Annotated in this window: 34 protein-coding genes and 1 tRNA gene; 21 read left to right on the top strand and 14 right to left on the bottom strand. The window is 63.3% G+C overall.

The window, feature by feature from the left end:
- Positions 1–15: 15 nt before the first annotated feature.
- The 4 genes from mnmG to FZZ85_RS07785 all read left to right on the top strand — a co-directional run bounded on the left by mnmG (position 16) and on the right by FZZ85_RS07785 (position 3,447).
- Positions 16–1,947: a tRNA uridine-5-carboxymethylaminomethyl(34) synthesis enzyme MnmG gene (gene mnmG, locus FZZ85_RS07800; protein WP_226413843.1), complete on the top strand. Its 1,932-nt coding sequence runs from the start codon at positions 16–18 to the stop codon at positions 1,945–1,947.
- Positions 1,948–1,972: 25 nt separating this feature from the next.
- Positions 1,973–2,323: a hypothetical protein gene (locus FZZ85_RS07795; RefSeq protein ID WP_226413841.1), complete on the top strand. Its 351-nt coding sequence runs from the start codon at positions 1,973–1,975 to the stop codon at positions 2,321–2,323.
- The gene (locus FZZ85_RS07790) at positions 2,320–2,919 is read left to right on the top strand and encodes a chorismate lyase (protein ID WP_226413891.1); all 600 of its coding nucleotides are present in this window, start codon (positions 2,320–2,322) and stop codon (positions 2,917–2,919) included. Before FZZ85_RS07795 ends, FZZ85_RS07790 begins: the two co-directional genes overlap by 4 nt.
- 90 nt (positions 2,920–3,009) lie before the next feature.
- Positions 3,010–3,447 (top strand): hypothetical protein, encoded by a 438-nt coding sequence (locus FZZ85_RS07785; protein ID WP_226413839.1) that lies wholly within the window; start codon positions 3,010–3,012, stop codon positions 3,445–3,447.
- On the opposite strand, the gene FZZ85_RS07780 is transcribed toward FZZ85_RS07785, so the two are convergent.
- Both FZZ85_RS07780 and FZZ85_RS07775 read right to left on the bottom strand, forming a co-directional pair.
- Positions 3,444–3,977: a hypothetical protein gene (locus tag FZZ85_RS07780; RefSeq protein WP_226413837.1), complete on the bottom strand. Its 534-nt coding sequence runs from the start codon at positions 3,975–3,977 to the stop codon at positions 3,444–3,446. The genes FZZ85_RS07785 and FZZ85_RS07780 overlap by 4 nt on opposite strands.
- Before the next feature lie 105 nt (positions 3,978–4,082).
- The gene (locus FZZ85_RS07775; RefSeq protein ID WP_226413835.1) at positions 4,083–4,658 is read right to left on the bottom strand and encodes a SprT family zinc-dependent metalloprotease; all 576 of its coding nucleotides are present in this window, start codon (positions 4,656–4,658) and stop codon (positions 4,083–4,085) included.
- 44 nt (positions 4,659–4,702) lie between these two features.
- Between FZZ85_RS07775 and FZZ85_RS07770 the strand changes: the two genes are divergently transcribed.
- Genes FZZ85_RS07770 through FZZ85_RS07760 form a run of 3 tightly spaced genes read left to right on the top strand, consistent with a single transcriptional unit; the run spans position 4,703 to position 7,339 of the window.
- On the top strand, positions 4,703–5,122 hold the full coding sequence (locus FZZ85_RS07770) for a hypothetical protein (RefSeq protein WP_226413833.1): 420 nt from the start codon (positions 4,703–4,705) through the stop codon (positions 5,120–5,122).
- Positions 5,115–7,157, top strand: a complete 2,043-nt coding sequence (gene ligA, locus FZZ85_RS07765; protein WP_226413831.1) for an NAD-dependent DNA ligase LigA — start codon at positions 5,115–5,117, stop codon at positions 7,155–7,157. Before FZZ85_RS07770 ends, ligA begins: the two co-directional genes overlap by 8 nt.
- The gene (locus FZZ85_RS07760; protein ID WP_226413829.1) at positions 7,154–7,339 is read left to right on the top strand and encodes a hypothetical protein; all 186 of its coding nucleotides are present in this window, start codon (positions 7,154–7,156) and stop codon (positions 7,337–7,339) included. The genes ligA and FZZ85_RS07760 overlap by 4 nt, the downstream gene beginning before the upstream one ends.
- Here FZZ85_RS07760 and FZZ85_RS07755 read toward each other — a convergent pair.
- The 5 genes from FZZ85_RS07755 to FZZ85_RS07735 are packed head-to-tail and all read right to left on the bottom strand — an operon-like array spanning position 7,315 to position 13,282.
- On the bottom strand, positions 7,315–7,938 hold the full coding sequence (locus FZZ85_RS07755) for a TVP38/TMEM64 family protein (RefSeq protein ID WP_226413827.1): 624 nt from the start codon (positions 7,936–7,938) through the stop codon (positions 7,315–7,317). The two genes, FZZ85_RS07760 and FZZ85_RS07755, sit on opposite strands and share 25 nt — an antisense overlap.
- 35 nt (positions 7,939–7,973) lie before the next feature.
- Positions 7,974–8,762: an ABC transporter permease gene (locus FZZ85_RS07750; RefSeq protein WP_226413889.1), complete on the bottom strand. Its 789-nt coding sequence runs from the start codon at positions 8,760–8,762 to the stop codon at positions 7,974–7,976.
- Positions 8,762–9,559 carry an ABC-2 family transporter protein gene (locus FZZ85_RS07745; RefSeq protein WP_226413825.1) on the bottom strand — a complete coding sequence of 266 codons (798 nt, stop codon included), beginning with the start codon at positions 9,557–9,559 and terminating at the stop codon, positions 8,762–8,764. Before FZZ85_RS07745 ends, FZZ85_RS07750 begins: the two co-directional genes overlap by 1 nt.
- Positions 9,559–10,533: an ATP-binding cassette domain-containing protein gene (locus FZZ85_RS07740; protein ID WP_226413823.1), complete on the bottom strand. Its 975-nt coding sequence runs from the start codon at positions 10,531–10,533 to the stop codon at positions 9,559–9,561. Before FZZ85_RS07740 ends, FZZ85_RS07745 begins: the two co-directional genes overlap by 1 nt.
- 4 nt (positions 10,534–10,537) lie before the next feature.
- Positions 10,538–13,282 carry a valine--tRNA ligase gene (locus tag FZZ85_RS07735; RefSeq protein ID WP_226413821.1) on the bottom strand — a complete coding sequence of 915 codons (2,745 nt, stop codon included), beginning with the start codon at positions 13,280–13,282 and terminating at the stop codon, positions 10,538–10,540.
- A gap of 48 nt (positions 13,283–13,330) precedes the next feature.
- Here FZZ85_RS07735 and FZZ85_RS07730 point away from each other — a divergent pair, with 48 nt between their 5' ends.
- Positions 13,331–13,873, top strand: coding sequence for a hypothetical protein (locus FZZ85_RS07730; RefSeq protein ID WP_226413819.1), 543 nt, complete (start codon positions 13,331–13,333; stop codon positions 13,871–13,873).
- On the opposite strand, the gene FZZ85_RS07725 is transcribed toward FZZ85_RS07730, so the two are convergent.
- Positions 13,827–14,450, bottom strand: a complete 624-nt coding sequence (locus tag FZZ85_RS07725; protein WP_226413817.1) for a 2OG-Fe(II) oxygenase — start codon at positions 14,448–14,450, stop codon at positions 13,827–13,829. The genes FZZ85_RS07730 and FZZ85_RS07725 overlap by 47 nt on opposite strands.
- Positions 14,447–14,899: a protein phosphatase gene (locus FZZ85_RS07720; protein ID WP_226413815.1), complete on the bottom strand. Its 453-nt coding sequence runs from the start codon at positions 14,897–14,899 to the stop codon at positions 14,447–14,449. Before FZZ85_RS07720 ends, FZZ85_RS07725 begins: the two co-directional genes overlap by 4 nt.
- A gap of 54 nt (positions 14,900–14,953) precedes the next feature.
- On the opposite strand from FZZ85_RS07720, the gene FZZ85_RS07715 reads away from it, so the two are divergent.
- Genes FZZ85_RS07715 through FZZ85_RS07685 form a run of 7 tightly spaced genes read left to right on the top strand, consistent with a single transcriptional unit; the run spans position 14,954 to position 18,821 of the window.
- A complete protein-coding gene (locus FZZ85_RS07715; RefSeq protein WP_011365486.1) occupies positions 14,954–15,211 on the top strand; it encodes a hypothetical protein in 258 nt (85 codons plus the stop codon).
- A gap of 20 nt (positions 15,212–15,231) precedes the next feature.
- Positions 15,232–16,044: a methyltransferase domain-containing protein gene (locus FZZ85_RS07710; RefSeq protein WP_226413813.1), complete on the top strand. Its 813-nt coding sequence runs from the start codon at positions 15,232–15,234 to the stop codon at positions 16,042–16,044.
- Positions 16,045–16,083: 39 nt separating this feature from the next.
- On the top strand, positions 16,084–16,992 hold the full coding sequence (locus FZZ85_RS07705) for an oxidoreductase (RefSeq protein ID WP_226413811.1): 909 nt from the start codon (positions 16,084–16,086) through the stop codon (positions 16,990–16,992).
- Positions 16,993–17,042: 50 nt separating this feature from the next.
- Complete coding sequence (locus FZZ85_RS07700; protein WP_226413809.1) at positions 17,043–17,450, top strand: transcriptional repressor; 408 nt, start codon at positions 17,043–17,045, stop codon at positions 17,448–17,450.
- A complete protein-coding gene (locus FZZ85_RS07695; protein ID WP_226413807.1) occupies positions 17,447–18,184 on the top strand; it encodes an MBL fold metallo-hydrolase in 738 nt (245 codons plus the stop codon). Before FZZ85_RS07700 ends, FZZ85_RS07695 begins: the two co-directional genes overlap by 4 nt.
- A 37-nt stretch (positions 18,185–18,221) precedes the next feature.
- Positions 18,222–18,458 (top strand): chlorophyll a/b-binding protein, encoded by a 237-nt coding sequence (locus FZZ85_RS07690; protein ID WP_186494091.1) that lies wholly within the window; start codon positions 18,222–18,224, stop codon positions 18,456–18,458.
- Positions 18,459–18,515: 57 nt separating this feature from the next.
- The gene (locus tag FZZ85_RS07685) at positions 18,516–18,821 is read left to right on the top strand and encodes a TIGR03894 family protein (RefSeq protein ID WP_226413805.1); all 306 of its coding nucleotides are present in this window, start codon (positions 18,516–18,518) and stop codon (positions 18,819–18,821) included.
- A gap of 251 nt (positions 18,822–19,072) precedes the next feature.
- Here FZZ85_RS07685 and FZZ85_RS07680 read toward each other — a convergent pair whose 3' ends face one another.
- The gene (locus tag FZZ85_RS07680) at positions 19,073–19,258 is read right to left on the bottom strand and encodes a hypothetical protein (protein WP_226413803.1); all 186 of its coding nucleotides are present in this window, start codon (positions 19,256–19,258) and stop codon (positions 19,073–19,075) included.
- 232 nt (positions 19,259–19,490) lie between these two features.
- Between FZZ85_RS07680 and FZZ85_RS12080 the strand changes: the two genes are divergently transcribed.
- Positions 19,491–19,613 carry a hypothetical protein gene (locus FZZ85_RS12080; protein WP_255616081.1) on the top strand — a complete coding sequence of 41 codons (123 nt, stop codon included), beginning with the start codon at positions 19,491–19,493 and terminating at the stop codon, positions 19,611–19,613.
- Between the two features lie 557 nt (positions 19,614–20,170).
- Here the strand turns inward: FZZ85_RS12080 and FZZ85_RS07675 are convergent.
- A tRNA-Val gene (locus FZZ85_RS07675) sits at positions 20,171–20,242 on the bottom strand.
- A gap of 58 nt (positions 20,243–20,300) precedes the next feature.
- Here FZZ85_RS07675 and FZZ85_RS07670 point away from each other — a divergent pair.
- Positions 20,301–20,783, top strand: a complete 483-nt coding sequence (locus FZZ85_RS07670; protein WP_226413801.1) for a metal-binding protein — start codon at positions 20,301–20,303, stop codon at positions 20,781–20,783.
- A 33-nt stretch (positions 20,784–20,816) separates the two neighbouring features.
- Positions 20,817–21,632: a nucleoside triphosphate pyrophosphohydrolase gene (gene mazG, locus FZZ85_RS07665; RefSeq protein WP_226413799.1), complete on the top strand. Its 816-nt coding sequence runs from the start codon at positions 20,817–20,819 to the stop codon at positions 21,630–21,632.
- Between the two features lie 13 nt (positions 21,633–21,645).
- Here mazG and arfB read toward each other — a convergent pair whose 3' ends face one another.
- The gene (gene arfB / locus FZZ85_RS07660; RefSeq protein WP_226413797.1) at positions 21,646–22,077 is read right to left on the bottom strand and encodes an alternative ribosome rescue aminoacyl-tRNA hydrolase ArfB; all 432 of its coding nucleotides are present in this window, start codon (positions 22,075–22,077) and stop codon (positions 21,646–21,648) included.
- A gap of 269 nt (positions 22,078–22,346) precedes the next feature.
- Here arfB and speE point away from each other — a divergent pair, with 269 nt between their 5' ends.
- Entirely contained in the window at positions 22,347–23,189 is an 843-nt protein-coding gene (gene speE, locus FZZ85_RS07655; RefSeq protein ID WP_226413795.1) for a polyamine aminopropyltransferase, read from the top strand.
- Positions 23,186–24,064, top strand: a complete 879-nt coding sequence (speB, locus tag FZZ85_RS07650; protein ID WP_226413793.1) for an agmatinase — start codon at positions 23,186–23,188, stop codon at positions 24,062–24,064. Before speE ends, speB begins: the two co-directional genes overlap by 4 nt.
- On the opposite strand, the gene FZZ85_RS07645 is transcribed toward speB, so the two are convergent.
- Both FZZ85_RS07645 and FZZ85_RS07640 read right to left on the bottom strand, forming a co-directional pair.
- Positions 24,058–24,453, bottom strand: coding sequence for a cyclic nucleotide-binding domain-containing protein (locus tag FZZ85_RS07645; protein WP_226413791.1), 396 nt, complete (start codon positions 24,451–24,453; stop codon positions 24,058–24,060). The genes speB and FZZ85_RS07645 overlap by 7 nt on opposite strands.
- Positions 24,454–24,537: 84 nt before the next feature.
- Positions 24,538–24,750, bottom strand: coding sequence for a hypothetical protein (locus tag FZZ85_RS07640; protein ID WP_226413789.1), 213 nt, complete (start codon positions 24,748–24,750; stop codon positions 24,538–24,540).
- A 130-nt stretch (positions 24,751–24,880) separates the two neighbouring features.
- Between FZZ85_RS07640 and gcvT the strand changes: the two genes are divergently transcribed.
- Positions 24,881–25,984 carry a glycine cleavage system aminomethyltransferase GcvT gene (gene gcvT / locus FZZ85_RS07635; RefSeq protein WP_226413787.1) on the top strand — a complete coding sequence of 368 codons (1,104 nt, stop codon included), beginning with the start codon at positions 24,881–24,883 and terminating at the stop codon, positions 25,982–25,984.
- Positions 25,985–25,996 lie beyond the last annotated feature (12 nt).

Raw genomic sequence — 25,996 nt, 5'->3', positions numbered from 1 at the left:
TCAGATAATGGAGCCATGAGTAGCTCCGCCGCCCCCACCGAATCCTTCGACGTGATCGTGGTCGGCGGCGGCCATGCCGGTTGTGAAGCGGCGATCACCGCCGCCAGGCTGGGCCTGAACACCGCCCTGTTCAGCCTCAATCTCGATCGCATCGCCTGGCAGCCCTGCAACCCGGCCGTTGGTGGCCCCGCCAAGAGCCAGCTCGTCCATGAAGTGGATGCCCTCGGTGGGGTAATCGGTCGCCTGGCCGATGCCACCGCCATCCAAAAGCGCATCCTTAACGCCAGCCGCGGCCCGGCGGTTTGGGCCCTGCGCGCCCAAACCGACAAGCGGCTCTATTCCCGCCAGATGCTGCAGCTGCTGCAGCACACCCCCAACCTCGCCCTGCGCGAAGCGATGGTGACCGGCCTGGAAACCACCGGTGAAGGCGATCAACAACGCATGAGCGGCATCCACACCTATTTCGGCAGCGTTTATGGCGCTGAAGCGGTGATCCTCACCGCCGGCACCTTCCTGGGGGGCCGCATCTGGGTGGGGCATCAATCGATGGCCGCCGGCCGCGCTGGTGAACAGGCCGCCGAAGGGCTCACCGAATCGCTGCAGCAACTCGGCTTCCAGACCGACCGGCTCAAAACCGGCACCCCCGCCCGGGTGGACCGGCGCAGCATCGCCCTCGATCAACTGGAAGAGCAGCCCAGCGATGCAGCCGATCGCTTCTTCTCCTTCGACCCGGCCGCCTGGGTGAGCGGTGAGCAGATGAGCTGCCACATCACCCGCACCACCGCCGAAACCCATCAGCTGATTCGCGACAACCTGCACCTCACCGCCATCTACGGCGGAGTGATCGACAGCAAGGGCCCGCGTTACTGCCCCTCAATCGAGGACAAGATCGTTCGCTTCGCGGACAAGAACAGCCACCAAATCTTCCTCGAGCCGGAGGGGCGCGACACGCCGGAGATCTATGTGCAGGGCTTCTCCACCGGCCTACCAGAACCGATCCAGCTGCAATTGCTGCGCAGCCTGCCAGGCCTGGAGAAGGCCGTGATGCTGCGGCCGGCCTATTCAGTGGATTACGACTACTTGCCCGCCACCCAACTCAAACCCTCCCTGGAAACCAAGCGGGTGCGCGGCCTATTCAGTGCCGGCCAGCTCAATGGCACCACGGGCTATGAGGAAGCCGCCGCCCAGGGCCTGGTGGCCGGCGTCAACGCGGCCCGGCTGATTGGCGGCCAGGAGCCGGTGCACTTCCCCCGTGAGGGCAGCTACATCGGCACGATGATCGACGATTTGGTGAGCAAAGACCTGCGCGAGCCCTACCGGGTGCTCACCAGCCGCAGCGAATACCGCCTGATCCTGCGGGGTGACAACGCCGACCGCCGTCTCACACCGTTGGGGCGAGAGCTGGGCCTGATCGACGACCGCCGCTGGCAGCTGTTCAAAGACAAATTCCAGGCGATGGAGGGCGAAAAGCAGCGGCTGGAAACCGTGCGGCTCAAGGTGAGCGATCCGGCGGCCCCAGCGGTGGAAGAGGAAACCGGTGCAGTGATCAAAGGCTCGATCACCCTGGCAGACCTGCTGCGCCGGCCCGGCATGCACGCCGCCGATCTGGTACGCCATGGCTTGGCCGACGCAGATCTGCCCCTGCCGGTGCGCGAAGGCGCTGAGATCGACATCAAATACAGCGGCTACCTGCAACGCCAGCAGCAGCAGATCGATCAGGTGAAACGCCAGAGCCAGCGCAAGCTTCCAGCCGATCTCAACTACGCCGGCATCGGCACCCTCTCCAATGAAGCCCGCGAAAAGCTCATGGCCATTCAACCCAGCACCCTGGGGCAAGCCAGCCGCATCCCCGGCGTCAGCAAAGCCGACATCACCGCCCTGTTGATGTGGCTGGAACTGCAGCAAAGGGAACGCCAAACCCTCGCCCCAACGGCAGAAGCTCGATAGCGTTGACGTCCTGAAACGTCTGGCCGTGTCAGCCCGGGTTTCCACCTCACGTGCCTACTGGAACCTGCGGGCCGAGCAGGTGATGGACAACGTGTTCGAGCGTGAGATGGCAACCGCCCCAAGCCAACCGAACCTGGTGCCGGTGCATGTGGCAGTACACGAACCAACAACCAAACCAGCCGAACCAAGCAAGCGCCGCTCCCCCTCCGCTTGGCTGCTGCCGCTGATCAGTGGCATCGCCGTGACCGGGGTTATCTGCAGCGCCTGGCTGGTGAGCAGCCTGCGGCCCTCCCGCCTGGAGCTGGAACGGCAGCAAAGTGCCGTGATCAGCCGCAACGGCCAACGCCAAGCCCTCTCGGCGGGAGGACTGTTCTGAACCACGCCCCCCGTCTTCACCCATCACCGCACCAGCTCTGGCAAGCCCCAACCAATGCCGTGCTGTCAGCGGACGGACCGCGTCAACTGCCCGGCCCCTGGCGGCTGATGCTGCTGGGTGATGGCAGCCCGACCCGCCACCTGCGCTTGCTCACCGGTTCGCCCGTTGCCGTGGATCTGATCGCCATGGAGGCCGACCAGACCGACCACCCCGGGGCACCTATGGAGGTGAATGAATTGATGGCACCGCTGCTGCGGCGCCAGGTGTGGCTGACCTGCGGCGGCACCCCGCTGGCCTGGGCCGAAAGCTGGTGGAACCAAGCCGAAGCGGATTGGCACCTGCGGGACCGCAACCAGCCGATTTGGAAAAGCCTCACCGAAGGGCGTTCCGAGCTGTTCCGCGAGGTGGACGGCTTGGCACTGGTGGAGGGGGATTGGCTGGACCAGACCTTTGGCCATCGCGGCCCCTACTGGAGCCGCCATTACCGCTTCTTCCGCCAGGGCAAGGCCCTCACCGTGATTCGCGAAGTGTTCAGCCCGCAACTCGAAACCTGGCTCGGACCAACGCTGCGCCAGGAGTTTCAACAAAATTCATGAACAAACCTGCGGGTTTGTTGGGATTTGCTCTTGACAACTTGCTATCCCCTGTGCATTCAGGAAGATGTGAGCACTTCGGTTCACCGTGTCATGGCTGCCACCACCTCCTGGCTCAGCCTCACCGACCTCGGTCGGATCTACGGCATTTCGGCGATTCACTGCGGCAAGACTCTCGAGCATCAAGGCTGGCGTGACCGTCGCGGTCGCCCCACCCAAAGCGCCCTCGACGCCAATGCCGCCATGCAGACAGGCCCCCATGGCCAGGGACGCACCGTGCTCTGGAACCGCTCGGTTTGCAGTCAGCTGCTGGAGCGCAAGGGCTATGAGCCCATGAGCCGCAGCCTGCAGGTGGAGCAGTGGACCCAACTGCTGGAGGCCCTCCAGGTGGGATCCCCATCGATCACTGCCACCGCAGACCAGATGGCGGAAGAGATGCCCGGAGAGCTGCTCGAGGATGTGAATCACCAGCTAGAAGCACGGGGCTGCCGCTACCGGGTCAGCCCACGCTCATTGCACCCCAGCCGTTAGTCGGCCCGGCGACGGCTAGAGCGCGGCAAGGCCCTGCGAGAGCCAGCGGGATTAGGAGCGGCTTCGGGCTCCGGACGGTTTGCCGGCTGGGCTGAGCGCGACCAGCGCTGCAGCCGGAAGCTCTCGTCTTCCGGCCACTCCCCCTGGTCTGCGTTGAACTCCTGAGCCACAGGCGGTGTTGCCGTGGGCGCTGGAGCTTGAGCTGCTGTTCCGCGGCGGCTTCGTCGTGAGATCGCATCGAGGGGTCGCCGGGCTGAGCGCATCGAACGCGCAGGCTCCGGGCGGCCACGGCCAGCTTCTTGCCAAGGCTCCTGCCAATCGTCGTCCTCCTCCAGAAGCCACTCGACTTTCTCGCCGACCCAGCGGCCAACTGAATCAAGATCCAAACCGGAGCGCCGCACTCCGGGCCGTTGTCCTGGTCGACGGCCGGACACCCCATCCACGAACTGACGTCCGGTTTCCAAGAACTGGTCGAGACGACGATCCCGTTGATCACGGAACCGATCCAACCGATCAAAACGCTCCTCCATACCCCGACGTTACCGACGGCGGCGGCGCAACCACTGTTCCCGCCGCAATCCCAGCAACACAATCACCACACCGCCGCACTCCAATGACAACCAGAACACCTCCACCTAACCCTCCGCCTCCACGTAACTGAGCACACAACTGGAATCCCAGCGGCCGTGAAAGTGCTCGACGCAACAGGCACGGCAAGCGGCATTGCGCGTGCGTCTCCGGCAGGGGGTACGACGGCCGCAACGGGGACAGACCGCCAACCAGCGGGCCGGCCGGGGCGGCACCGGATAGCTGTGGCGGATGCTCACCTGAAAGCGGGTCTGGGCCGCATTGATGGCGGCCATCCGGGCCCGGAACAGCGGGCCATGGCTTTCGCGGCGACGCTGCACCAGATCAACCCAGGCGTGGATCATCTCGTGGCAGAGCGTGCTTTCCATTGCGCTCTGCGGCAGCGGCTCAAGCACCGGCCGCGACAGCACGATTTCACTACCGCGACCTTCACCCACCCCAGGGCCACGACGATAAAAACCAGCAGTACGGCTCATCCGCCCATCGCTCCAGCGCACCGCCGTTAACGGCTGGCCCCCATCCACCAGCGCACCGCCAAAGTGTTCCCGATTGAGGCGGTGAAACAACGGCAGCAGGGGCTGCAAAGGCACAGAACGGGGGGAGGAGATCCGAATCAGCGCCATCTTGCCGTGGTCAGTCAGACTCGGCCCTGCTTTGACAGCTGGTGATGGAACTGGGACTGGTGCGTGAGATCGGCAGCAAAGCCCTGCTGGCCGGGGGTCTCACCCTGCTGGGGTACTGGATCTACAACGCCGTGAAATTGGTGCTCGACGCCCGCGGCATCAACCCCCTGATCAAGCAGTTCTTCACCCAGGTGGCAGCCGGCCGCATCGATGCCGCCTACCTGCTCACCACCAAGGCCTACCGCCAGCACGTGAGCCGCCAGCAGTTCATCCGCTTCCTGGCCGACCTCAAGCTGAACAAATTCCGCAATCTCAAGTCCGGCCGCCCCCGCGTGCAGGAAGGCAACTTGATCCTCACCGTGAAGTTGAAGTCCGAAGGCGACGAGGAGCTTCCCCTCGACTTCACGTTCACCAAGATGGACGACAACTGGCGCATTGCCCGCATCAACCGGGTCAATGGCTGATCCGCACGAGCGGGCCGCGGAACTGCGGCAACTGCTTAACCGTGCCGGCCACGCCTATTACGTTCTCGATGCGCCAGTGATGGAGGACGCGGTCTACGACCGCCTCTATCGCGAGCTGCTCGAGCTGGAACAGAACCACCCAGGCCTGCAACGGTCCGACAGCCCCACACAACGGGTGGGCGGAGCTCCGGCTGAAGGATTCACCAGCGTTGAGCACCGCGTGGGCATGCTCAGCCTCGACAACGCCTTCAACCCGGACGACCTGCAGGCCTGGCACGAGCGGCTGTTCAAGGTGTTGGACCGTCCCAACGACACCCGCCTGGCCCTGGTGGGAGAACTGAAAATTGACGGCAACGCCCTCGCCCTGAGCTACCGCAACGGGGTGTTGGAGCGGGCCGCCACCCGGGGTGATGGCAGCCGCGGTGAAGAGATCACCGCCAACGTGCGAACGATCAGCTCCATTCCGCTGCGCCTGCAGGTGGAGAACCCACCGGAATGGGTGGAAGTGCGCGGAGAGGCCTTCATCCCTGATGCCACCTTCGCGGCAATCAATGCCGAACGGGAACAACGGGGCGAAGCACTGTTCGCCAATCCCCGCAACGCCTGCGCAGGCACCCTGCGCCAACTGGATCCGAAGGTGGTGGCCGCCCGCCGGCTCGACTTCTTCGCTTACACCCTCCACCTGCCGGGGGACGCCCAACCCCCGGGTCAATGGGCGGCTCTGGAGTGGCTGAACACAGCCGGTTTCCGCGTCAACCCGAACCGAGAGCTCTGTGCCGACCTCACTGCCATCAATCGCTTCTGCGACCACTGGGAGCAGGGTCGCCACGACCTCCCCTATGCCACCGACGGCGTGGTGGTGAAACTGGACGACCTCCAGCTGCAGGACGAAGCCGGCTTCACCCAGAAGGCCCCGCGCTGGGCCATCGCCCTCAAATACCCCGCCGAAGAAGCCCCCACACGCCTCTTGCGCGTTGGCGCACAAGTGGGCCGCACCGGTGCTGTCACCCCCGTCGCCGAATTTGAAGCGGTGGCCCTGGCCGGCACCAGCGTCAGCCGCGCCACCCTCCACAACGCCGACCGGATCGCTGAACTGGATCTGCATCTGGGCGACACCATCGTGGTGCGCAAAGCCGGGGAGATCATTCCCGAAGTGGTGCGGGTGCTGCCGGAACTCAGGCCCAGCGACGCCACCCCGGTGGAACTGCCGCAGCAGTGCCCCGAATGTGGCTCCAACCTGGTGCGGGAGGGCGATGAAGCCGCCACCCGCTGCGTGAACAGCAGCTGCCCGGCGATCCTGCGGGGTGGCCTGCGGCACTGGGTGAGCAAGGGCGCCCTGGATGTGGATGGGCTCGGCAGCAAGTTGATCGAACAGCTGGTGGACCGCGGTCTGGTTCGCTCGCTGGCCGATCTCTACCGCCTGGATGCGGCCCTGCTGTCCAGCCTGGATCGGATGGGTGACAAATCGGCCACGAATCTGGTGGAGGCCCTGGAGGCCTCCAAACAGCAGCCCTGGCACCGCCAGCTCTACGGCCTTGGCATCCGCCACATCGGTGAGGTCAATGCCAAAGCGCTCGCGGCCGCTTTCTTCAGCATCGACAGCCTCGCGGCAGCAGCGCTGGAGGCTCCGGAGCAGATCGCCGAACTGCATGGCATCGGCCCGGAAATCAGCGCCAGCCTTGGCCAATGGCTGCGCACCCCCGCCAACCAGCAGCTGCTGCAGGACTTGCGCAGCGTCGGCCTTTCCCTGGAAGCGAGTGCCTCCGAGCAGGAGGCCGCAAGCCAAGCCGGAGCTGACGCCGACGGCGTGCTGCAGGGCAAGACCTTGGTGCTCACGGGCACGCTCCCCAACCTCAGCCGCAGCGACGCCAAAGTGCTGATCGAAACGGCGGGCGGCAAGGTGAGCGGCAGCGTCAGCAAGAAGACCGACTACCTGGTAGCAGGCGAAGCTGCCGGGAGCAAACTGACCAAAGCCGAAAGCCTCGGGGTGACGGTGCTCAGCGAAGCCGACCTCACCGCCATGCTGCAGCCATGAGCCAATCCACCCCTGCCCTGCACCGGTGGATCAAGACCGACTGCGGACGGGCCAAGTTGGCTGACCTGCAGCAACGCCGCGGCCCAATCGCCCGCACGCGCCTGGCTTGGTTCATCCTGATCGCTGCTCTGAGGGACTGGCGCCTACCCAATCCCGATCAGAGCGACGTCTCCACATCCTGAAGGGCCCGCCTGGCCGCCCGGCTCACCAGCCAGACCACCGCCAGCGTGGCGAGCACGCCAATCACCCGCAGCGCCCAGGTGCTGGCATCGGCCTCACCCCCCAGCACCTCCCCGAAACGGGCCACATCGCCGGCCAGCGCCCCCAACCCGCAAAACAACACCGTGCCGGGGAGGATGCCGATCAAGCCGATGCTGTAGTCCCGCAGGCTCACCTCACTGAGGCCATAGGCCAGGTTGAGCAGAGAAAAAGGAAAGGCGGGCGAGAGACGCGTCAGCAACACCAACCTCAGCCCCTCTTTGCTGACGGCCCGCTCCACCGCCTGCAGCTTGGGGAGCTGCTCCAACCGGCGCCGGGCCCAGTCGCGCAGCACCGAACGCCCCAGCAGGAACACCACCACTGCCCCCAGGCAGGCCCCCACAAACACAAGGGCACTGCCGAGCCAGGTGCCGTAAAGCACCCCGGCCAACATCGAGGCCCACACCCCCGGCAGCAGCAGCGTCACCCAGAGGGCGTAGAGCGGCATGAACAGCAACGCCCCAGCGGGGGAGCGCAGCAGCTCCAACACATCCGGCAGCCAATGCTGAACCAAGGAGATCAAGCGGAATCACCCACGCATGGCGTGGAGCATTGCACTTAACTCGATGCCGAGGTGTAGAAGCGAAGGGCAAAAAGCCAAAAGGCCCGCGCCGCCGCAAAAAACAGCACCGCCAACCCCAAACCTGCGAGCAACATTGGTGCCGCGGCTTCACCGAGCAGCACTTGAGCCGGAACCGTGGTGAGGAACGCCACGGGCAGCACCAGGGTGAACAGCAGGCGCAAGGCGGGCGGATAGGCGTTGAGGGGATAACGGCCGGAGGCCAGCAGGGCCCGCAACACCTCGGTGGCATTCCAGGTTTTGACGAACCAGATGCTGGTGGCGGCGATCAGAAACCAGAGCGAATAGAGGATCAAGCCACCGGCCAACAGCATCACCAGCACGGTGAGCAGTGAGGACAAAGTGAGCACTACGCCGGCCTGATGGCTGCCCCAGGCCAAGAGCCCCAGCCCCAAGCCGATCTCCGGCAGCCCCGCCGGCGAGAGCGTGCGCAGCGACAACCAGAACTGGCTGTCGATCGGCTTGAGCAGCACGAAATCCAGGGTGCCCTCGCGCACGTGGGTAACGATCGCCCCGAGGTTCGGGCGCAACCAGGTGGTGGCCATGCCATCGAACACCGTATAGAGCCCCTGCACCATCAGGGCCTGGGCCCAGCTCCAACCCCCCAACGTCTGATCGGGGCCATAGAACAGCGAGAGCAAAAACAGGCTGCCGCTGAGGCTCATTGCCACCGCCAGCAGCTCAATCAACACGTTGGCCTGATATTCCAGCTGCACCGCCACGGCCGTGCCCCAGAAGCGACGCAGAGTTCGCCAGTACCTCCCCATCAGGCCCCCATGGCGCTGTAGCGCCGCACGCCGGCCCGCCAGAGCAGCAGCACCAGCGGCAACAGCAGGACGATCCAAGCCAGTTGCGCCCCGAAGCCTGCCAAAAGATCCACCGGCTGGCCCGCCAGCACCCGGGCCGGGAAGTCGATCAGATATGGGAAAGGCGTCCATTGGGCTACAGCCCGCACCGCCGGCGGGAACGCCGTGAGCGGCGCCAGTAAGCCTGAAAGGAACAGGAATGGAATGAACTGGAGCCGCTCCAAGGCACTGGCCTTCTCACTCCAGAAGCAGAGGGCCGCAATCAGGCTCTGGAACAGGAAGGCGATGGCAAAGGCCATCCAGGTGGCCAGCCAGGCCAGCAGAAAGCCCCCCAACGACGGCACCCAGAAGGCCTGGGGTTGCACCGCAAAGAACACAGCTGCTATTAGGGCTGCGAAGGGCAGACGGGTGAGCTGCTCACCGAGGTGGGCCGCCACATATCGCCAAAGCGGATGAAGCGGTTGCAGCAGGTAGGGCGAGAGCCGGCCGAGAAGAGCGTCTTCCTCGAAGGCATACACCACCCACACCACCGAGAACTGGCGCACCAGAAAAGCGCTGAGGAAATAGCGATCCAGGGCCGAACCATCCAGCCCCAACCCCGATCGCGCGTCACTGCCGCTCCAAACGCTGAGCATGATGAAGGGCAGCACCCCAGAGAGGGCCCAAAGGGCAATCTCGGCGCGGTACTCGAGCATGTGGGCGTACTGGGAGCCAAGAAGCACCCGGATGATCCGCCGGTTCAGCCCGAATACCCGCATCAGACGCGCCCCTGGCGGAACAACCCACCGATCAGCTCCTCGATCGGCGGATCGGTCACATCCAGATCGCGTACCGGGAAGCGATCCAGCAACTGCGCCACCACGGCGGTGAGCTGATCGCGGGGCACCAGCAGCCGCACATCACAGCCCTCCAACTGCTCCAGGCGCCCCAACCCCGCCAAGGCATCGGCTTCAACGGGCGACTCCAACTCGAGCCGCACCTCGCGCTCCGGTGCCAATTGATCGGCCAGCACCTCAAGGGGGCCGTCATGGAACAACCGCCCCTGGTGGATCAGCAGCACCCGGGGGCACAGGGCCGTGATGTCAGCCATGTAGTGGCTGGTGAGCAGCACCGTTGCCCCCGTGCGGCGGTTGTACTGCGCCAAAAACTGGCGCACCCGGGCCTGGGCATTCACATCCAGCCCCAGGGTCGGTTCATCAAGGAACAACACCTCCGGCTCGTGCAGCAGCGCCGCCAAGAGTTCGGCCTTCATCCGCTGACCCAGGGAAAGCTTGCGCACCGGCCGGGTGAGTTCCTCGCCAAGCTCCAGCAGATCGGCCAGCTCGTTGATCCGCCGTTGGGCTACACCATCCGGGATGCCATACACGGCAGCATTCACCCGCAGCGAATCCATCGGCGGCAGGTCCCAGAGCAGCTGCTGCTTCTGACCCATTACCAGGGTGATCCGGCGCAGGAACTCCGCCTGACGGCGCTGGGGCCGGTGCCCCGCCACATGCACCTCCCCGGCGCTGGGGTGGATCAAGCCGCAGAGCATCTTCAAGGTGGTGGTTTTGCCGGCTCCGTTGGCACCGAGAAAGCCCACCATCTCGCCGGGCTCGATCCGAAAGGAGACGTCCTGCACCGCCGTCACATCCCGCGTGCGACGGCGGACGAAATGGCGCAGGGTGCCAGCCAACCCGGGCTGCTTCTCGGCAACCCGATAGATCTTGCTCAGCCCCTCAACCTGAATCACCGAATCAGCTCAGATCCGCCAAGCGCTTGCGTGCCAGATCGGCCTGGGCCTGCTTCTCATCGAGGTTGGCCTGGCATTCCGCCACAACCTCCGGCGGGGCCTTGTCGGCGAAATTGGGATTCCCCAGCCGGCCCGCCAGGCCCTTGATCTCCTTCTCAGCCTTGGCGATGTCTTTCTCCAGACGGCCCTTGAGCGCATCGAGATCGACCAGGCCTTCGATCGGAAGCAGCACCTGCAGCTCACCGCTCACCCCCGCCAGGGCCTTGGCCACCGGAGCCGCATCGGCCTCCTGCGGCGCCATCACCGCCACCGACTCCGCCCGCGTCAACGCCGTGATGTCAGCCATGCCCTTGCTCAGCACCGCCGCCAGCTCGCCACGGCCGGTAACGAAACGCACCGGCACTGATTGGGAGGGCTTGAGACCCGCCACCGCGCGCAGGTTGCGCACCACACGGATGGCACTAATCAGCTCAGCGAAAGAGGCTTCCAAGGCATCATCCAGAGCGCTTTCATCCATCGCGGGCCAGGGCTGCAACGCCAGGAAGGTGGTCTCCGGCTCGCCGGTGACGCTGTGCCAGAGCTCTTCTGTGAGGTGGGGCATCAGCGGATGCAGCATCAGGTGCATCTGGCTGATCACCTTGGCCAGCACCTGCTTGGCCACCCGCTGATCAGCAAGGGCCTCGGCCGAGGGGTCCTCACCGGGATTGAGCCGGCGCTTGCTCAGTTCCAGATACCAATCGCAGACGTCGTTCCAGGCGAACTCGTAAAGCCCCTTGGCCGCTTCACCCAGGGCATAGCTGCTGTAGCGCTCGGCCGTCTCCCGGTTCACCCGGGCCAGGCGGGAGAGAATCCAACGGTCCGCCAACTGCAGTGCTGCGGGGTCGGGGTCGCCGAGTTGGTCCGGCGTTTCGCCGCCCAGGTTCATCAGGGCGAAGCGGGTGGCGTTCCAGAGCTTGTTGGCAAAGTTGCGCGAGGCCTCCACCGTGGCGGAGGTGTCCCTTTTGCGGTCGTAGTCCAGACGGATGTCCTGCCCCGCACCGGCCACCTCCCGCACCAAGGCGAAGCGCAAAGCATCGGTGCCGTAGCGCTCGATCAGCAGCAGCGGATCGATGCCGTTGCCGGCGCTCTTGCTCATCTTGCGGTTCTGCTCATCCCGCACCAGACCGTGGATGTAGACGTCTTGGAAGGGCATCTCGCCGGTGAAGGCGCCGGCCATCATCGTCATCCGGGCCACCCAGAAAAAGATGATGTCGAAGCCCGTCACCAGGGTGCTGGTGGGGTACCAGCGCTGCAGGTCCGCGCTATCGGCATCAGGCCAACCCAGGGTGGAGAAGGGCCACAAGCCACTAGAGAACCAGGTGTCGAGCACGTCTTCGTCCTGCTCGATCTCCGCCGCCGCGCCGTACTCCGCCTTGGCTTTTTCCAAGGCTTCAGCTTCGTTGCGGGCCACCACGTAAGGCGTGGTGTCGATGTACTTGCCGCCGGTCTCGCTGATCACGAACCAAGCGGGGATGCGATGGCCCCACCAGAGCTGGCGGCTGATGCACCAGTCGCGGATGTCGGTGAGCCAGTCGCGATAAACCTTCTCCCAGCGCTCGGGGATGAAGCGGGGATCCTGCTTCTCCAATGCCTCGCGGCAGCGAGCTGCCAGGGGTTCGGTTTTGACAAACCACTGGGTGGAGAGCAGCGGCTCCACCGGCACCTTGCCGCGGTCGGAATAGGGAACACTGTGGCGGTAGTCCTCCACCTTCACAAGCAGCCCCAGCTCCTCCAAGCCAGCCACCACGGCCTTGCGCGCCTCGAAGCGATCCAGCCCCTCGAACTGGCCGGCCTCCTTGTTCATCGTGCCGTTCTTACGCATCACCGTGATCTGGGGAAGACCGTGGCGCTGTCCGATGGCGAAATCGTTGGGGTCGTGGGCCGGCGTCACCTTGACGCAGCCGGTGCCGAAATCCTTCTCCACATGGTCGTCGGCCACGATCGGAATCTCCCGCCCCACGAACGGCAGCGTGAGGGTCTGACCCACCAGATGGGCATAGCGCTCGTCGGTGGGGTTCACCGCTACCGCCGTGTCGCCCAACATCGTTTCGGGCCGTGTGGTGGCCACCTCCAGGTGGCCGTCGCCGCTGCTGAGCGGATAGCGGAAATGCCAGAGGTGGCCGTCCACCTCCTTCATCTCCACCTCCAGATCGCTCACCGCCGAACCGGAAGCGGGGCACCAGTTCACCAGGTACTCACCGCGGTAAATGAGCCCCTGCTCGTGCAAGCGCACAAAGGCCTCCTTCACCGCCTCACTCAGGCCCTCATCAAGGGTAAAGCGCTGGCGCTTCCAATCAACGGAATACCCCAACCGCCGAAGCTGGCCCACGATGCGGCCACCGCTTTCGGCCTTCCACTGCCAGGCCCGCTCGAGGAATGCCTCACGGCCGAGATCATGGCGGGTCTTGCCCTCCTGGTGGAGCTGCTTCTCGAGGATCGTCTGCACCGCGATCGAGGCGTGGTCGGTACCGGGAAGGCAGAGCACGTTTTTCCCCGCCAGGCGCTGGTAGCGCACGATCGTGTCGATCAGGGCCGTGTTGAAGGCATGGCCCATGTGCAAGCTGCCGGTAACGTTCGGCGGCGGGATCACCACGGAGAACGGTTCACCGGGGGCCTTCGGGTCGGGATGAAACGCTCCCCGGTCTTCCCAGGCCTGCTGCCAGCGGGCCTCCGTGCCAACCGGGTCATAGGTCTTGGCCAGTTCGGGCACGGAAAGCTCAGCGGTTCAGCCGGCCATGCTCGCAAAGCCCTGCCCGCAATGGCCAACGTCCCTACCGTCGACCTATCGAAGCGATGGCATGGCCGCGATCGGGATCCAGCATCTGGCCTGGGCATCGCACTCGCCGTGACCAGCGCAGGCTGCAGCTCCTGGAGGCCACCGGTGGTGGTGAAGGTGGTGCGCACGATCAACAACACGGAAACCATTTCCAGCAAGGACTACGAACGGCTGCGGGAGGTGACCGAAGAAGCCATCGATCACATCAGAAGCGTGGATCCCCACATCCGCCCGCAACTGACCCTGTCTGCCCGGAAAAACTTCGTTGATGAAATCGCAGATCAAACCCGCAGCGGTTTTGGCCCGGATCTGCTGATCACCGACAGCGACACAGCCCTTGAGCTGTACAGGCGCAACTTTGTGGATCCAATGGAGCTTTCATCCGATGGAATGGCCCCCATCCAAGGAGCAAACCCACCGGTTCGGCAGCCCCTCCAATCAGCTCCAGGCCGAAGCAAAAAGCGATGCAGCCAACGATTTAACTGGCGAGACGTCGTAGGTAGTCCTCCTGGCCTCCGGCATTGATCCAACCGGTGGCGATCAACTTGGTGGCTCTCTCGTTCACCCGTCCGCGGTGAATGTGGGACGGACCAGCGGGAAAGATCACCAACTTGCCTCGCTCAGCCGGTTCGTGGTGGTCCTGCCAGTGGAACTCGGTGCCGGCCTCATCCACGTCGTTGCAATAGAGAATCCAGGCCAGCACCCGGTGGACCGGTTCGGTGGCCTCATCGCTGATGGTCCAATCGCAGTGCCACCGCTTGAACCCTTCCCCCGGGGCGTAGTGCTGGAGGTTGAAGATCGGATTCACAAACAGACTCTGCTGGGGGCAGCACTGCCGGAACAGCGGCCGGTCCTGCAGATAACGCTCCAAGCCGGCCGTCACCCCACGCAGGATCAGTTGCGACAGGGCAAAGGATTCGGGTTCTGAGCGATCAATCGCCACCAGGCTGATGTCGGTGCTCTGCTTCGCCGGTTCCCCCTCACCCTCGGGCCCGAAGGCCACGCCAGGCCGCTGCAAATCCACCCGGCGGTCGAAGAATTCACGCACCGCATCCGCCACCGAGACGTAACCGGGATTGGTGTAGCGCCCGATCAGGTTCATGCCGCAGCCTCCAAACGAGGAATCGCCACCACAGCATCGAGCTGCTGCCAACGCACCTGGTCAGCCACCACATGGCCCTGCAACTGCACTTGCTCAATCACCGTGGCAGCACGCTCCAGATCAAGGGGAACACCCGGGCCCATCGGCAGCACCAGCACCTGCTGCTCAGCCGGATCGGCCATCACCTGAAGATCGAGGGCCTCCAGCTCCCGCTCAAAGAACACCCGCCGCATCCGGGTGGTGAGGCTTGGTCCAAGCGCCTCGACGAAACGGGCCATGCCAGCTTCATCCCCGGAGCTGCCGCAATTCAGCGACAACCAAATCAACAGTTTCACCCAACTTTCTGCCGTCCACAGGGGTTGGAAGCTCTCCCGGTGTTGCCGCACCAGCTCAGCGATTGAAAAATCAAACAGCGTGGCCTGCAGGCCAGTGGCATCAGCGGAATCCATGCTGTTCATCCTCTCCTGCGAAAGGTCAAAATGGGATGACTGGCTATTCGCACCATGGCCCTGGACCTGAACGATCCCGAACTCGAGTTCTCAGATCTGGTCTACGCCTATCAGAGCTGGGTGATGGCGGTGATCAATGACGAAAAGCTGGACAGCGACGACAAGCTGCTCACCGATGACATTGCCGAGGACGCACTGAACTCCATGCGGTTTCTCCCCGGTGAGGTGACCAGCGCCATCGAAACCAGCCTGGCCCGCGTCTACGACGTGGACGCCGACGAACTGGCCGAGCTGCTCTTCCCAGAGGACTGAGCCCAGGCTCACGGGCCGCAATGCCGGAGACCCCTTATCTGCTCGGAACGCACACCGAGGAGCTGGAACGCCTGCGCTTTCAGCACACGCTCTGGCGCCCGATTGCACAAGCCGCCTGGCAGCGCGCCGGGCTCCAAAAGGGTCAGTCCGTCCTCGACCTGGGGGCGGGGCCAGGTTTCGCTGCAGCAGATTTGGCCGACGTTGTGGGTGCCCAAGGTCGCGTCCTGGGGTTGGAGCGCAGCGAGGCTTACGTGGTATCGGGTCGCCACATGGCAGAGCAGGCCGGCTTGCATCAACTGGAGCTCCGTTTACAGGATCTACTCAGCGATCCCTGGCCGGAAGAATCCTTCGATCTGATCTGGTGCCGCTGGGTGGCCATGTTCTTGCCCCAATTGGAGCCCCTCCTTACTGGTGTGGCCCAATGCATCGCACCGGGCGGCCGTTGGCTCCTCCATGAATACGTTCACTGGGACACGTTCGGGCTGCATCCCCACGGGCGGGCGATTCAGCGGTTTGGCAAGGCCTGTCAAACGAGTTTTCGTCAGGACGGGGGCGATCCCGACGTGAACCGGAAACTGCCCGGTTTGCTGCACCAGGGCGGATGGCAGATCGAGCACCTGAAGCCAATCCCCGTGTTGGGTGATGCCGCCTCCATGGCCGGGCAATGGATGGAGCGGTTTGTTCTGGTGTTCGGCCAGCAACTCCAACAGCTCGGCCACTGGAATGCGGACGACGCACTGGAGGCTCAGGACGAAATCGCCCGCGCCCACGCTGATCCTGGTTGCTACTGGGTTGGACCAACCGTGCTGGAGGTCCTGGCACGACGCCCCTGAAAGCAAACTCGGCACAATGGCGTCACGCTTCCTCGATCCATGGGTTGGTCCGCAGCTGACATCCCGAACCAGCAAGGGCGCACTGCGCTGATCACTGGGGGCAACAGCGGTTTGGGCCTTGAAACCGCGCGCGCCTTGAAACGCTGCGGGGCCACTGTGGTGCTGGCGTGCCGCAGCCCCCGCAAAGCCGAGACGGCCAAACAAGACTTGCTGCAAGACCGGAACGGGGGAGCGGTGGATCTGGTGGACCTGGATCTGGCGGACCTGACCAGCGTGCAAAGGGCGGCGGCCACCGTTGGCGAGCGCTACGGCTGCCTTGACCTGCTGATCAACAACGCAGGTGTGATGGCACCGCCGCGTCGCACCACCGCCCAGGGGCATGAACTGCAGTTCGGGGTGAATCACCTGGGGCACATGGCCCTGACCCAGGCCCTGCTGCCGCTGCTGCAGAACCGGCCCGATCCCCGCATAGTGACGGTGACCTCCGGGGCGCAGTACTTCGGCAAGATCCGCTGGGATGACCCCAGTTGGAGCAAGGGCTACGACCGCTATAGGGCCTATGGCCAAAGCAAACTTGCCAACGTGATGTTTGCCCTCGAGCTGGATGCACGCCTGCGCGAGCAGGACAGCCCCATCCGCTCCCTGGCGGCCCATCCCGGAGTCGCGCGCACGGAACTCCAACCCACCGCGATCGCCAGCGTGGGCAACCGCTTCGAAGCCCTGGTCTACCGGCTGATGGATCCCCTTTTTCAGAGCGCCAGCATGGGTGCTCTGCCGCAACTGCATGCCGCCACCGCGGCAACGGCGCAGGGTGGCGAGCACTACGGCCCTGAGCAGTTAGGCGGATTGCGGGGGGCACCGACACTCTGCCGAGTTGCCCCAGCAGCAAGCCAACCCGCCGAACGGCAGCGGCTCTGGAGCTTGAGCGAGCAGCTGATCGGTGGCTGAAGCCAGCGCTGTGATGTTGAGTGGCTGCAGGTTGGTCGCCCTTTAAAACCATGGCCACTCGCCCTTCAACCCAGATCAATGCACGCCAGAAGGTTTTGCTGACGAGCCTCCAGGCCTGTGGTGATGAGATGAGCGGACAGCAACTTCACCGCAGCCTGGAGCCCGACCAAGCCATGGGCCTGGCCACGGTGTATCGCAATCTGCGGCAGCTGCAGCAACGGGGGCTGTTGCGCTGCCGTCACCTGCCCAATGGCGAAGCGCTCTACGCGCCGCTGGAGCGGGATCGCCACCACCTCACCTGCGTCGATTGCGGCAAGACACAAGCGCTCGACCACTGCCCAATTCACGACCTGGAGGTGCCCGAAGACGGGCGCAAAGGCTTCGATCTCCTGTTTCACACGCTTGAATTCTTCGGTCTCTGTAGCGACTGCCGCGAGCGGCAGCAAAGTCCGTCATGACCCTGGCCGCCACTTACTACGGAGCCAATGGCTGGTTGCTCGAATTCGATGATCTCTGCGTTCTGGTGGATCCCTGGCTGCGCGGCAGCCTGAGTTTCCCCCCGGGAGAATGGCTGCTGAAGGGGGAGCTTCCCTGCGAGCGCAACGTGCCCGAGAAGCTAAACCTGCTGTTGCTCACCCAGGGGCTCGCAGACCACGCCCATCCGGAGACCTTGGCGTTGCTGCCCAAGGATCTGCCCGTCATTGGATCGGTGGCCGCAGCAACGGTGGTGGAACGCTTGGGCTTCACCAGCGTGCAAGCTCTCTCCCCTGGAGAGAGCACCACCCGCCAGGGCCTACAGGTGCGAGCCAGCACCGGTGCACCAGTGCCGACTGTGGAAAACGGCTATCTGCTTGAGCATCCGGCCGGATCGCTCTATCTGGAACCCCACGGTTTTCTCGATCCAGCCCTGGAGCCGCAACCGCTGGATGCCGTGATCACGCCGATGGTGGATCTGGGGTTGCCCGCGCTTGGGGCGTTTGTCAAAGGCTGTTCGGTGGTGCCGCAACTGGTGGAACGCTTCCAACCCACCACGGTCCTCGCCAGCACCTCCGGCGGCGATGTGCACTTTGGCGGCGTCCTGAGTCGGGCCCTGCAAATGAAAGGATCTGTTGCCAGCACTGGAGCCCAGCTGCCGGCCAGCTGCAGCTGGACCGATCCAACACCGGGGGAGCGTCTGCTGCTGAAAAACTGATTTTCGGATTAAGCTTTGTAACAGCAGATTCAGTTCGATGAAATCTCCGCAAGCCAACGATTCTTGGTTCCAGGGCGTCGCCGCCCGCGACATCCACATGGAGCAGCTCAAAAAGGCAGAACGCTTCAACGGCCGTGCCGCCATGCTCGGCATCGTGATCGGAATCATCACCGAAGGGCTTACCGGTGCAGGCATCGTTCACCAGATCGGGCTGGGCCCCCTGGTGGATGGCTATGCCGCCTGCCGCACCCAATTCCTGCCCTTCTGCTTCTGATTTTTGAGGGGGATCACCCCCCGATGACGAGAATGGGGCGATTCACGTTCGAATCGAATGGCTGCTGACAAGGAACTACTGAAGGAAGTGGCCCTAGAGCTTTGGAACACCACCAAGAAGCTCCGTCCCGGCCTGCCCAAAGCGCCTCGGTCCCAGCTGGTCTTGAAAGCACTGCTCACCATCGGTGACATGAGCGATCAGCTAGAAGCCGCCATGGTGCTCGGGGTGATTGAAGCGCAGGAACCCGACGACGAGCCCCTGCAAGGAGAAGCGGCCGGCGAAGACAAGACGGTGTCTGAAGAGGATGCCAAAACAGAGCGTGAAACCCCCCGGGTGGTTCGCAAACGCTCCAGCAGCCGCTGATTCAGACCGAGATCTGAAGCAGGCGAAACGAAAAGGACGCCTCCAACTGACAGGCAGCCATTACCCGCTCCATCCTGAACGGGTAATGGCTCCTTTCGCATTGAAACTCCGCACCGTGGCTGCTCTCGCTGCTTGGTTTTTTGCTCTTGGTCTTAGGGCGTGTGCTCAGAAAGTCCGCCAAGGTCACGGACCTGAACAATTCCAAGGCAACGTGATGGGCGAGGCCTGCGAACCCGCATAAGAAAGGCGGCTCAACGCCGCGAAGAAACCACCGCCGCAGCGACAGCGAGGGCAACGATTCCAGTCATCCAAATGCTGTTCTGGCGTGTCAACAACCATGCAGCGTTGCGGGAGAACGACAGCCGGCCGATCGACAGAAGTGCGGTGAGACCCACCAGCAAAACCACAGGGACCACTACAGCCAGGAGCAGTTGCATCAGCACATGCCTTCAGAGGCCAACAGTTCAAAGATGGCTCGTTCGCGCGCTGAGTAGTTTTTAACTCCCGACTCACAGCTTGAATCTTGTATTTGCTGATCGTCACAGCCGGTTTCATCGGTCTGCTCTGGTTGACGCAGAACCTGATCCGAAGCGGCATGGATGACGGCGGCAACGGTTGAAAGCGCACAACGACGAACAACATCAAGATCCGCGCAGACACCCATGAGTCATGTCCATCGGCATCTTGATCTCAATCCTGACGGGCGGCTTCCTTCTCGGATTTGTGTTCTCAGCCCTGAAGCTGCCTCTGCCGGTGCCTCCCTTGGCAGGATTAATCGCTGCAGCGGCCTGACTGGGAGGGTCGGCAACCTTTGAACTCGATCGCCAACAGTGGCTGCTTTAAAAGCAACCGCTCATGCCATCCGCCGGAGGCTTGTGACTTCGGCGTCGAGCAACGTCATCACACCAACGATCGCATCAGTGATTGTCGCCACGATCAGCAGGGCGTACAGGTCAAACAACATGAGACCTCCTGCATCTGATCTAGGTCTGCTGCCCCCTTAATGGGAATAGGGGAGAAGCCTCACCCCTGCATTTGGGTTGACCCAGCCGCGGCTGAGCTGTTTGAGAAATCGTCAGCGGCGAATCTGCTCTCTTCGAGCCTGATCTGCTTCCTCTTTCAAGAAACGACGATGTTGGGCCGATGCATAGCCGCTGAGGTCAATTCGGCTGGCATTACTGCCAACCTTTCGCCACTCCCTTGAGGGAGTGCTGGATCTTCGGTTCATGGAATCGAGTTATCGGATCTCGCGCAGTGGGCCTTCAATCAGGCTCTTTGGCGTACTCCCACCTTTGCACACCTCCCTTCTCAGAGCAAAAAAGCCAATGCTGGTGGTTGCTTTGGGGGAATGGGCGATACTGGGATCGAACCAGTGACAATCTCCTTGTAAGGGAGGTGCTCTACCTCTGAGCTAATCGCCCCACCGGGCAGATTCTGCCCTAACGCGTCAGGTTGGGGGCGCAAGGAAGCTCTAGAGACTTGGCAAGGGGTCGCCGCCACGACCAAAGCATCTGGATTCTGAGCCTGCCGCTCGGCATCGCCGTTGGATTGGTGCTGGGATGGGCGGAAGGTTTGATCGCCGCAGCCAGCTGTTGGGCCGGTGGTCTGTGGCTGTCCCCCGATCTCGACACCCGCTCCAATGCGCTGCGACGGTGGGGAGCCCTCGGCTTTCTCTGGTGGCCCTATCGCCTCCTGATTCCCCATCGCTCGCTCTGGTCCCATGGCCCGGTGCTGGGAACGACCGCGCGCCTAGGGGTACTGCTCACCTGGTGCTTAATCGTCACCCTGGCGGTTCCTACGCTCTCGCCAGCGATGCTCCTGGCGGCGCTGCAGCAGCTGATGCATCAGCACCCACAAGAGTTAATCGCTCTGCTGGTGGGCTTGGAGGGCAGCGCATGGATCCACCTAGTCCTCGATGGCGACCCATGGCCCCAAGAATGGTCGAAAAAACGACAGCGGTGAGAAGGTGGACCTTGCCCCAGTTGTTGACCCTGCATGGCCAACGCTCCGTCTGATGCCATAGAACGTTTGGTCGATGTTGTGGCACAACTCAGGGATCCAACAACGGGTTGCCCATGGGATCTGGAACAAACCCATGCATCCCTGGTGCCCTACGTGCTGGAAGAGGCCCACGAGGTGGCTGATGCGATCCGTCATGGCGATGACCACCACCTCAAGGAGGAACTCGGCGACCTTCTCCTCCAGGTAGTGCTTCATGCACAGATCGCTGGAGAAGAGCAACGCTTCGATCTCAATGCGATTGCCGATGGCATCAGCGAAAAGCTGATCCGGCGTCACCCGCATGTGTTCGGCGATGCCCACACCAGCACCAGTGACGAGGTGCGACGCAGCTGGGAGGCCATCAAGCTGAAGGAGCAGGCAGAGGCACTGGCTTGCTCCACCAGTCCCCTCAGCGACCAGCTCAGCACCAAGGTGCGCTGCCTACCGGCGCTGGCTGGAGCGATGACCATCTCAAAGAAAGCAGCCAAGGCCGGCTTCGAGTGGGATGACATGGCCGGCGTCTGGGAGAAAGTCCATGAGGAGCTGGACGAACTCATGGAGGCGGTGGCCAGCGGCAACCAAGGCCATGCCCAGGAGGAACTGGGCGATCTGCTGTTCACCTTGGTGAACGTGGCCCGTTGGTGCCAAATCGAGCCCGAAGAAGGCCTCGCCGGCACGAATCAGCGCTTCCTCGACCGTTTCTCTCGCGTTGAAGCCGCCCTGGGTGGAGATCTGCAGGGCCACAGCATCGACGAATTGGAAACCCTCTGGAAGCAGGCCAAGGCGGCGATCCGGGCGGAACAATCCTGATCGTCTTACGTCATTAATCTTCCGGGTATGGCCGGCTGCGCCGTTGACGCTTTAGGTCACCACGCTTTTTCTTCGTGTCCAATCGCCGCTTCACCGCACCGCGACCCGGCCGGGTGGCTTTGCGGGAACGAGGCGGTGGCTGTAAGCCCTCCCTCAGCAGCTCCCCCATGCGATGTAGTGCCTTCTGACGGTTCTGCCACTGGGAGCGTTCTTCAGCGACCACAACCCGCAAACAACCATCCACCAACCGGGGCTGGAAATGTTCCAGCAGTCGGGCGCGGCGAAATGGACCCAGACAAGTGCAGTTCGCCACGTCCAGCAACAACTCGACGCGGGAATCGGTGGTGTTGACTCCCTGCCCACCAGGACCGGATGAACGGCTGAACCGCCAACGCAGCTCCTTAGATGGAATAGTCAACCGCTCGTTCACGACCAGGTCTTGCACCGCCGTTCTCCTGGACCAAGGACAACAGGATGATCCGCCACGGTGATGTGTCGGAAGAGGAGAGACGTGCTTCGAACCTGTGATCTAGCCGCACTACGAAAGCCTTGATCTGACGAGTAAGGCTTTGGAGCTGCCCTCTTCCACAGCAGCTCCCCAACCAAACACTTTTGACCTCCACAAATTGCGTTCGTCAATCCCTAAAGCACTACATCTGGTGTTTGAGAACAGGCCCCCCGGGTCCTTAGCTGGAAAGATGCCCACCGCGCCCCATGAGCAACTGGATTGACGAAGAGCACCGCGGCGTCCGCTACGGATTGAAGGGAGAGGTGCTGGTCGAAGAGACCAGTCCGTTCCAGCGAATCAGCGTGATTCGCAGTGAGCGCTATGGACGGGGGCTGCTGCTGGATGGCTGCTGGATGACAGCAGAGCAGCAGGAACGCCACTACCACGAGGCTTTGGTGCATCCAGCGCTGTGCAGTGCCAGCTCGATCGAACGGATCCTGGTGATCGGCGGCGGAGACGGCGGCACCGCAAGGGAATGCCTGCGCCATCCAGATGTCCAGCGCCTGGACATGGTGGAGATTGACGAGCGGGTGGTGGAGCTCAGCCGAGAGCACCTCCCCGACATCGGTGGATCTGCCTGGTCCGATCCGAGGTTCCAGCTCACGGTGGGAGATGGCATCGCCTGGGCCGCCGATGCCGAAGACCAGAGCTACGACGTTGTCTTGGTGGATGGCTCTGACCCCGCCGGACCGGCAGAAGGCCTGTTCAACCGCGCCTTCTTCGAGAACTGCCGACGTCTGCTCAAGCCCGGGGGCGTGTTCGGCACACAGAGCGAATCTCCCGAAGCCTTCCACGATGTCCACATCGCCATGGTGCGCCTGTTGCGCGAAGTGTTTGACCACGCCGACCCGCTCTATGGCTGGGTGCCGATGTATCCCAGCGGCTGGTGGAGCTGGACCTTCGCCGCGATGGGAACACCCCGCTACCGCACTCCGGATCCCGAGCGCAGCAAGGCCATCGCCCCAGGCTGCAAGATCTGGTCACCGCGCTGGCAGCGGGGAGCCATGGACGCCATCCCCGCCTTCGTGGAACGGGAGTTGCAGTCATGACGGTCTATCCGCCGAATGGGCTGTTCGACAGCGACGGGACCATTTTCATGGGCTCCAGGCGCAACCCCGCCGACTGCCGTGTTGGCCTCTTTGGTGTGCCCTACGACGGCACCACCTCCTTTCGGCCTGGCACGCGCTTCGGCCCGGCCGCCATCCGAGAGGTGAGTGCTGGGCTGGAGACCTATTGCCCCCAACTCGAACTGGATCTGGAGGATCTTGACTTTGCCGATCTTGGTGCCGTTGAGATTCCCTTTGGCAACCCTGAGCCCGTTGTAAACAAGGTGAAGCAGGCGACCGAAGCCGTGCTGGCACTGGGTCTCAGGCCTCTGATGCTGGGCGGAGAGCATTCGATCAGCTCCGGTGCCGTGGAGGCCGTGGCGCAACGCTACCCCGAGCTGGTGCTGGTGCAGCTGGATGCCCATGCCGATCTCAGGAATAGCTGGCTGGGGGCCCGCCACAGCCATGCCTGCGCCATGCGCCGCTGTTTGGAGATTCTTCCCAGCCAGACGCTGTTTCAACTCGCGATCCGCAGTGGCACGCGGGAAGAATTCACCGAACTGCACGAGAGCGGCCGGTGGATGCCCAGCATCGATGCCCTTCAAAAGGCCCTCGCTCCCTTGAGAGGAAAACCGATCTATCTCACCGTCGACCTGGACTGGTTTGACCCCTCAGTTCTGCCGGGTACGGGCACCCCTGAACCCGGTGGTTACCACTGGTCTGATTTCGCCAGCCTGATCGCGGTGCTCCGGGAGCATCATCTGGTGGCGGCCGATGTGGTGGAACTGGCACCGCAACTCGACACCAGTGGGATCAGCTCCGTGCTGGCCGCCAAGGTGACCCGCAGCCTGCTCCTCCTGCTGGGTGCCGATCAATAGAAGTGACGCGCATCAGTGCGCTGCTGCCGCAATCGGTTGTGCTGTTTGCTGAGCAATTGCAGCACCAGCGTTGGGTGCCGGTGAATGAGCGCCAAAAAATTGGTGCGGCTCAGGCGGAACAGCGAAACGGGCGTCACCGCTGTGGCATCACGGCTATGACACTCGGTCGTATCAATTAAATCCTCATAGAAAAACAACTCACTGGGACCGAAGCGGATGCGGTTCAACGGACCGCTGCTCAGTTCCACCCATCCCCGTTCAATCACATGGATGTACTGCACAGTCTCGCCGGCGCGGAACACGGTTGTGCCGGTGGGAAGGGTCAGGCGATCCACCTCAGGCTGTTCCTGGATGAGTTCCAGAGGAGTCAGCGGAGCTGAGGCGGACAAGGCAACAACGTGGGTTGGCTGCAGTATCCCGCGATCAGCAGGTGGAGGCCATCAGCAAGGGCGGAGCCATGGATGGATCCAGGCTCACGTCAAGCTGCGATCCAGTTCCAGCTGACGCTCACCAACGCCGCTGCTCTGCAGAGCCGGAAGCTTGGGGGAACGGGGGGTCCAGTGGTGACAGACCATCAGATCCGCCAGCTCTGCATGCACCTCCAACCGTCGCAGTCGGCACCACCCCTTCGCACTTGCCGGCAGAGTGCAGTACTGACAACTGCGACAGCAGGAGCTGGTGGCCAAACAAGCGCCCCGGAAACGCGCTCAAGCTAGTGACGTCCTACAAAAAAGACCATGGAGAGGGGCAAATTTCCGGGTTCCCTTCCGGATCGTGAAGCCCTCCATAAGAATGCGCTTCCCATCCGCCGCCCCCATGTCTCTGCAGCGCACTCCCCTGTTCGAGTCCTGCCGCAACGCCGGGGGCCGCATGGTGCCGTTTGCCGGCTGGGAGATGCCAGTTCAGTTCAGCGGCCTGATCCAAGAACACAAGGCCGTACGCGAACGGGTCGGCATGTTCGACATCTCCCACATGGGTGTGCTGCGCCTCGAAGGCGCCAATCCCAAGGACGCGCTGCAAGGGCTGATCCCCAGCGACCTGCACCGCATCGGTCCCGGCGAAGCCTGCTACTCCGTTCTGCTGAACGAGCGCGGCGGCATTCGCGACGACCTCATCGTTTACGACTGCGGTGCCATCGATGCCGAACGGGGCGCGCTGGTGCTGGTGATCAATGCCGCCTGTGCCGACAGCGACACCGCCTGGATCCGTTCACAGATGGAACCTGCCGGCCTCACGGTGACCGACATCAAAAACGGCGGGGTGCTGCTCGCTCTCCAGGGCCCTGACGCCATGGGATTGCTGCAGGAGCTGAGTGGTGAAGACCTCAGCGGCTTGCCCCGTTTCGGCCACAGGATGCTCAGTCTCAACAGCCTGAGCCAACCGGTGTTCAGTGCTCGCACGGGCTACACCGGCGAAGACGGTGCAGAACTGCTGCTCAACGCCGACGACGGACAAAAGCTCTGGCAAATTTTATTGGATCGCGGTGTCGCCCCCTGCGGCCTGGGGGCGCGGGACACCTTGCGGCTGGAGGCCGCCATGCACCTCTACGGGCAGGACATGAACGATGAAACCAACCCCTTCGAGGCGGGGTTGGGTTGGCTCGTGCACCTGGAAATGCCCATGGATTTTGTCGGCCGAAAGGCACTGGAGCAGGCGGCGGAATCCGGCCCCGCCAAACGCCTAGTGGGGCTCAAGCTGCAGGGCCGCGCCATCGCCCGCCACGACTATTCCGTCATGCACAACGGGGAGACAGTTGGCATCGTCACCAGCGGCACCTGGTCCCCCACCCTGGAAGAAGGAATCGCCCTGGCCTACGTGCCCCCATCCCTCGCCAAGCTCGGCACCGAACTGAGTGTTGAGATCCGCGGCAAGGCCCAACCGGCAACGGTCGTTCGCAAGCCCTTCTACAAGCGCGCCTGAAGCTCACCGCTG

Source organism: Synechococcus sp. MU1642, from assembly GCF_020514115.1.
GTDB lineage: Bacteria > Cyanobacteriota > Cyanobacteriia > PCC-6307 > Cyanobiaceae > Parasynechococcus.
This window is presented reverse-complemented; position numbering and strand designations above follow the sequence as displayed.

Excerpts from the sequence above, each read along its gene's own strand:
- ligA (WP_226413831.1), top strand. The coding sequence starts at position 5,115 with ATGGCTGATCCGCACGAGCGGGCCGCGGAACTGCGGCAACTGCTTAAC.
- FZZ85_RS07750 (WP_226413889.1), bottom strand. The coding sequence starts at position 8,762 with ATGGGGAGGTACTGGCGAACTCTGCGTCGCTTCTGGGGCACGGCCGTG.
- FZZ85_RS07715 (WP_011365486.1), top strand. The coding sequence starts at position 14,954 with ATGGCCCTGGACCTGAACGATCCCGAACTCGAGTTCTCAGATCTGGTC.
- FZZ85_RS07705 (WP_226413811.1), top strand. The coding sequence starts at position 16,084 with ATGGGTTGGTCCGCAGCTGACATCCCGAACCAGCAAGGGCGCACTGCG.
- FZZ85_RS07780 (WP_226413837.1), bottom strand. The coding sequence starts at position 3,977 with ATGGAGGAGCGTTTTGATCGGTTGGATCGGTTCCGTGATCAACGGGAT.
- FZZ85_RS07685 (WP_226413805.1), top strand. The coding sequence starts at position 18,516 with ATGGCTGCTGACAAGGAACTACTGAAGGAAGTGGCCCTAGAGCTTTGG.
- gcvT (WP_226413787.1), top strand. The coding sequence starts at position 24,881 with ATGTCTCTGCAGCGCACTCCCCTGTTCGAGTCCTGCCGCAACGCCGGG.
- FZZ85_RS12080 (WP_255616081.1), top strand. The coding sequence starts at position 19,491 with ATGTCCATCGGCATCTTGATCTCAATCCTGACGGGCGGCTTCCTTCTC.
- mazG (WP_226413799.1), top strand. The coding sequence starts at position 20,817 with ATGGCCAACGCTCCGTCTGATGCCATAGAACGTTTGGTCGATGTTGTG.
- speE (WP_226413795.1), top strand. The coding sequence starts at position 22,347 with ATGAGCAACTGGATTGACGAAGAGCACCGCGGCGTCCGCTACGGATTG.
- FZZ85_RS07710 (WP_226413813.1), top strand. The coding sequence starts at position 15,232 with ATGCCGGAGACCCCTTATCTGCTCGGAACGCACACCGAGGAGCTGGAA.
- FZZ85_RS07725 (WP_226413817.1), bottom strand. The coding sequence starts at position 14,450 with ATGAACCTGATCGGGCGCTACACCAATCCCGGTTACGTCTCGGTGGCG.
- FZZ85_RS07720 (WP_226413815.1), bottom strand. The coding sequence starts at position 14,899 with ATGGATTCCGCTGATGCCACTGGCCTGCAGGCCACGCTGTTTGATTTT.
- FZZ85_RS07700 (WP_226413809.1), top strand. The coding sequence starts at position 17,043 with ATGGCCACTCGCCCTTCAACCCAGATCAATGCACGCCAGAAGGTTTTG.
- mnmG (WP_226413843.1), top strand. The coding sequence starts at position 16 with ATGAGTAGCTCCGCCGCCCCCACCGAATCCTTCGACGTGATCGTGGTC.
- FZZ85_RS07695 (WP_226413807.1), top strand. The coding sequence starts at position 17,447 with ATGACCCTGGCCGCCACTTACTACGGAGCCAATGGCTGGTTGCTCGAA.
- speB (WP_226413793.1), top strand. The coding sequence starts at position 23,186 with ATGACGGTCTATCCGCCGAATGGGCTGTTCGACAGCGACGGGACCATT.
- FZZ85_RS07785 (WP_226413839.1), top strand. The coding sequence starts at position 3,010 with ATGGCTGCCACCACCTCCTGGCTCAGCCTCACCGACCTCGGTCGGATC.
- FZZ85_RS07760 (WP_226413829.1), top strand. The coding sequence starts at position 7,154 with ATGAGCCAATCCACCCCTGCCCTGCACCGGTGGATCAAGACCGACTGC.
- FZZ85_RS07730 (WP_226413819.1), top strand. The coding sequence starts at position 13,331 with ATGGCCAACGTCCCTACCGTCGACCTATCGAAGCGATGGCATGGCCGC.
- FZZ85_RS07690 (WP_186494091.1), top strand. The coding sequence starts at position 18,222 with ATGAAATCTCCGCAAGCCAACGATTCTTGGTTCCAGGGCGTCGCCGCC.
- FZZ85_RS07680 (WP_226413803.1), bottom strand. The coding sequence starts at position 19,258 with ATGCAACTGCTCCTGGCTGTAGTGGTCCCTGTGGTTTTGCTGGTGGGT.
- FZZ85_RS07770 (WP_226413833.1), top strand. The coding sequence starts at position 4,703 with ATGGAACTGGGACTGGTGCGTGAGATCGGCAGCAAAGCCCTGCTGGCC.
- FZZ85_RS07775 (WP_226413835.1), bottom strand. The coding sequence starts at position 4,658 with ATGGCGCTGATTCGGATCTCCTCCCCCCGTTCTGTGCCTTTGCAGCCC.
- FZZ85_RS07745 (WP_226413825.1), bottom strand. The coding sequence starts at position 9,559 with ATGCGGGTATTCGGGCTGAACCGGCGGATCATCCGGGTGCTTCTTGGC.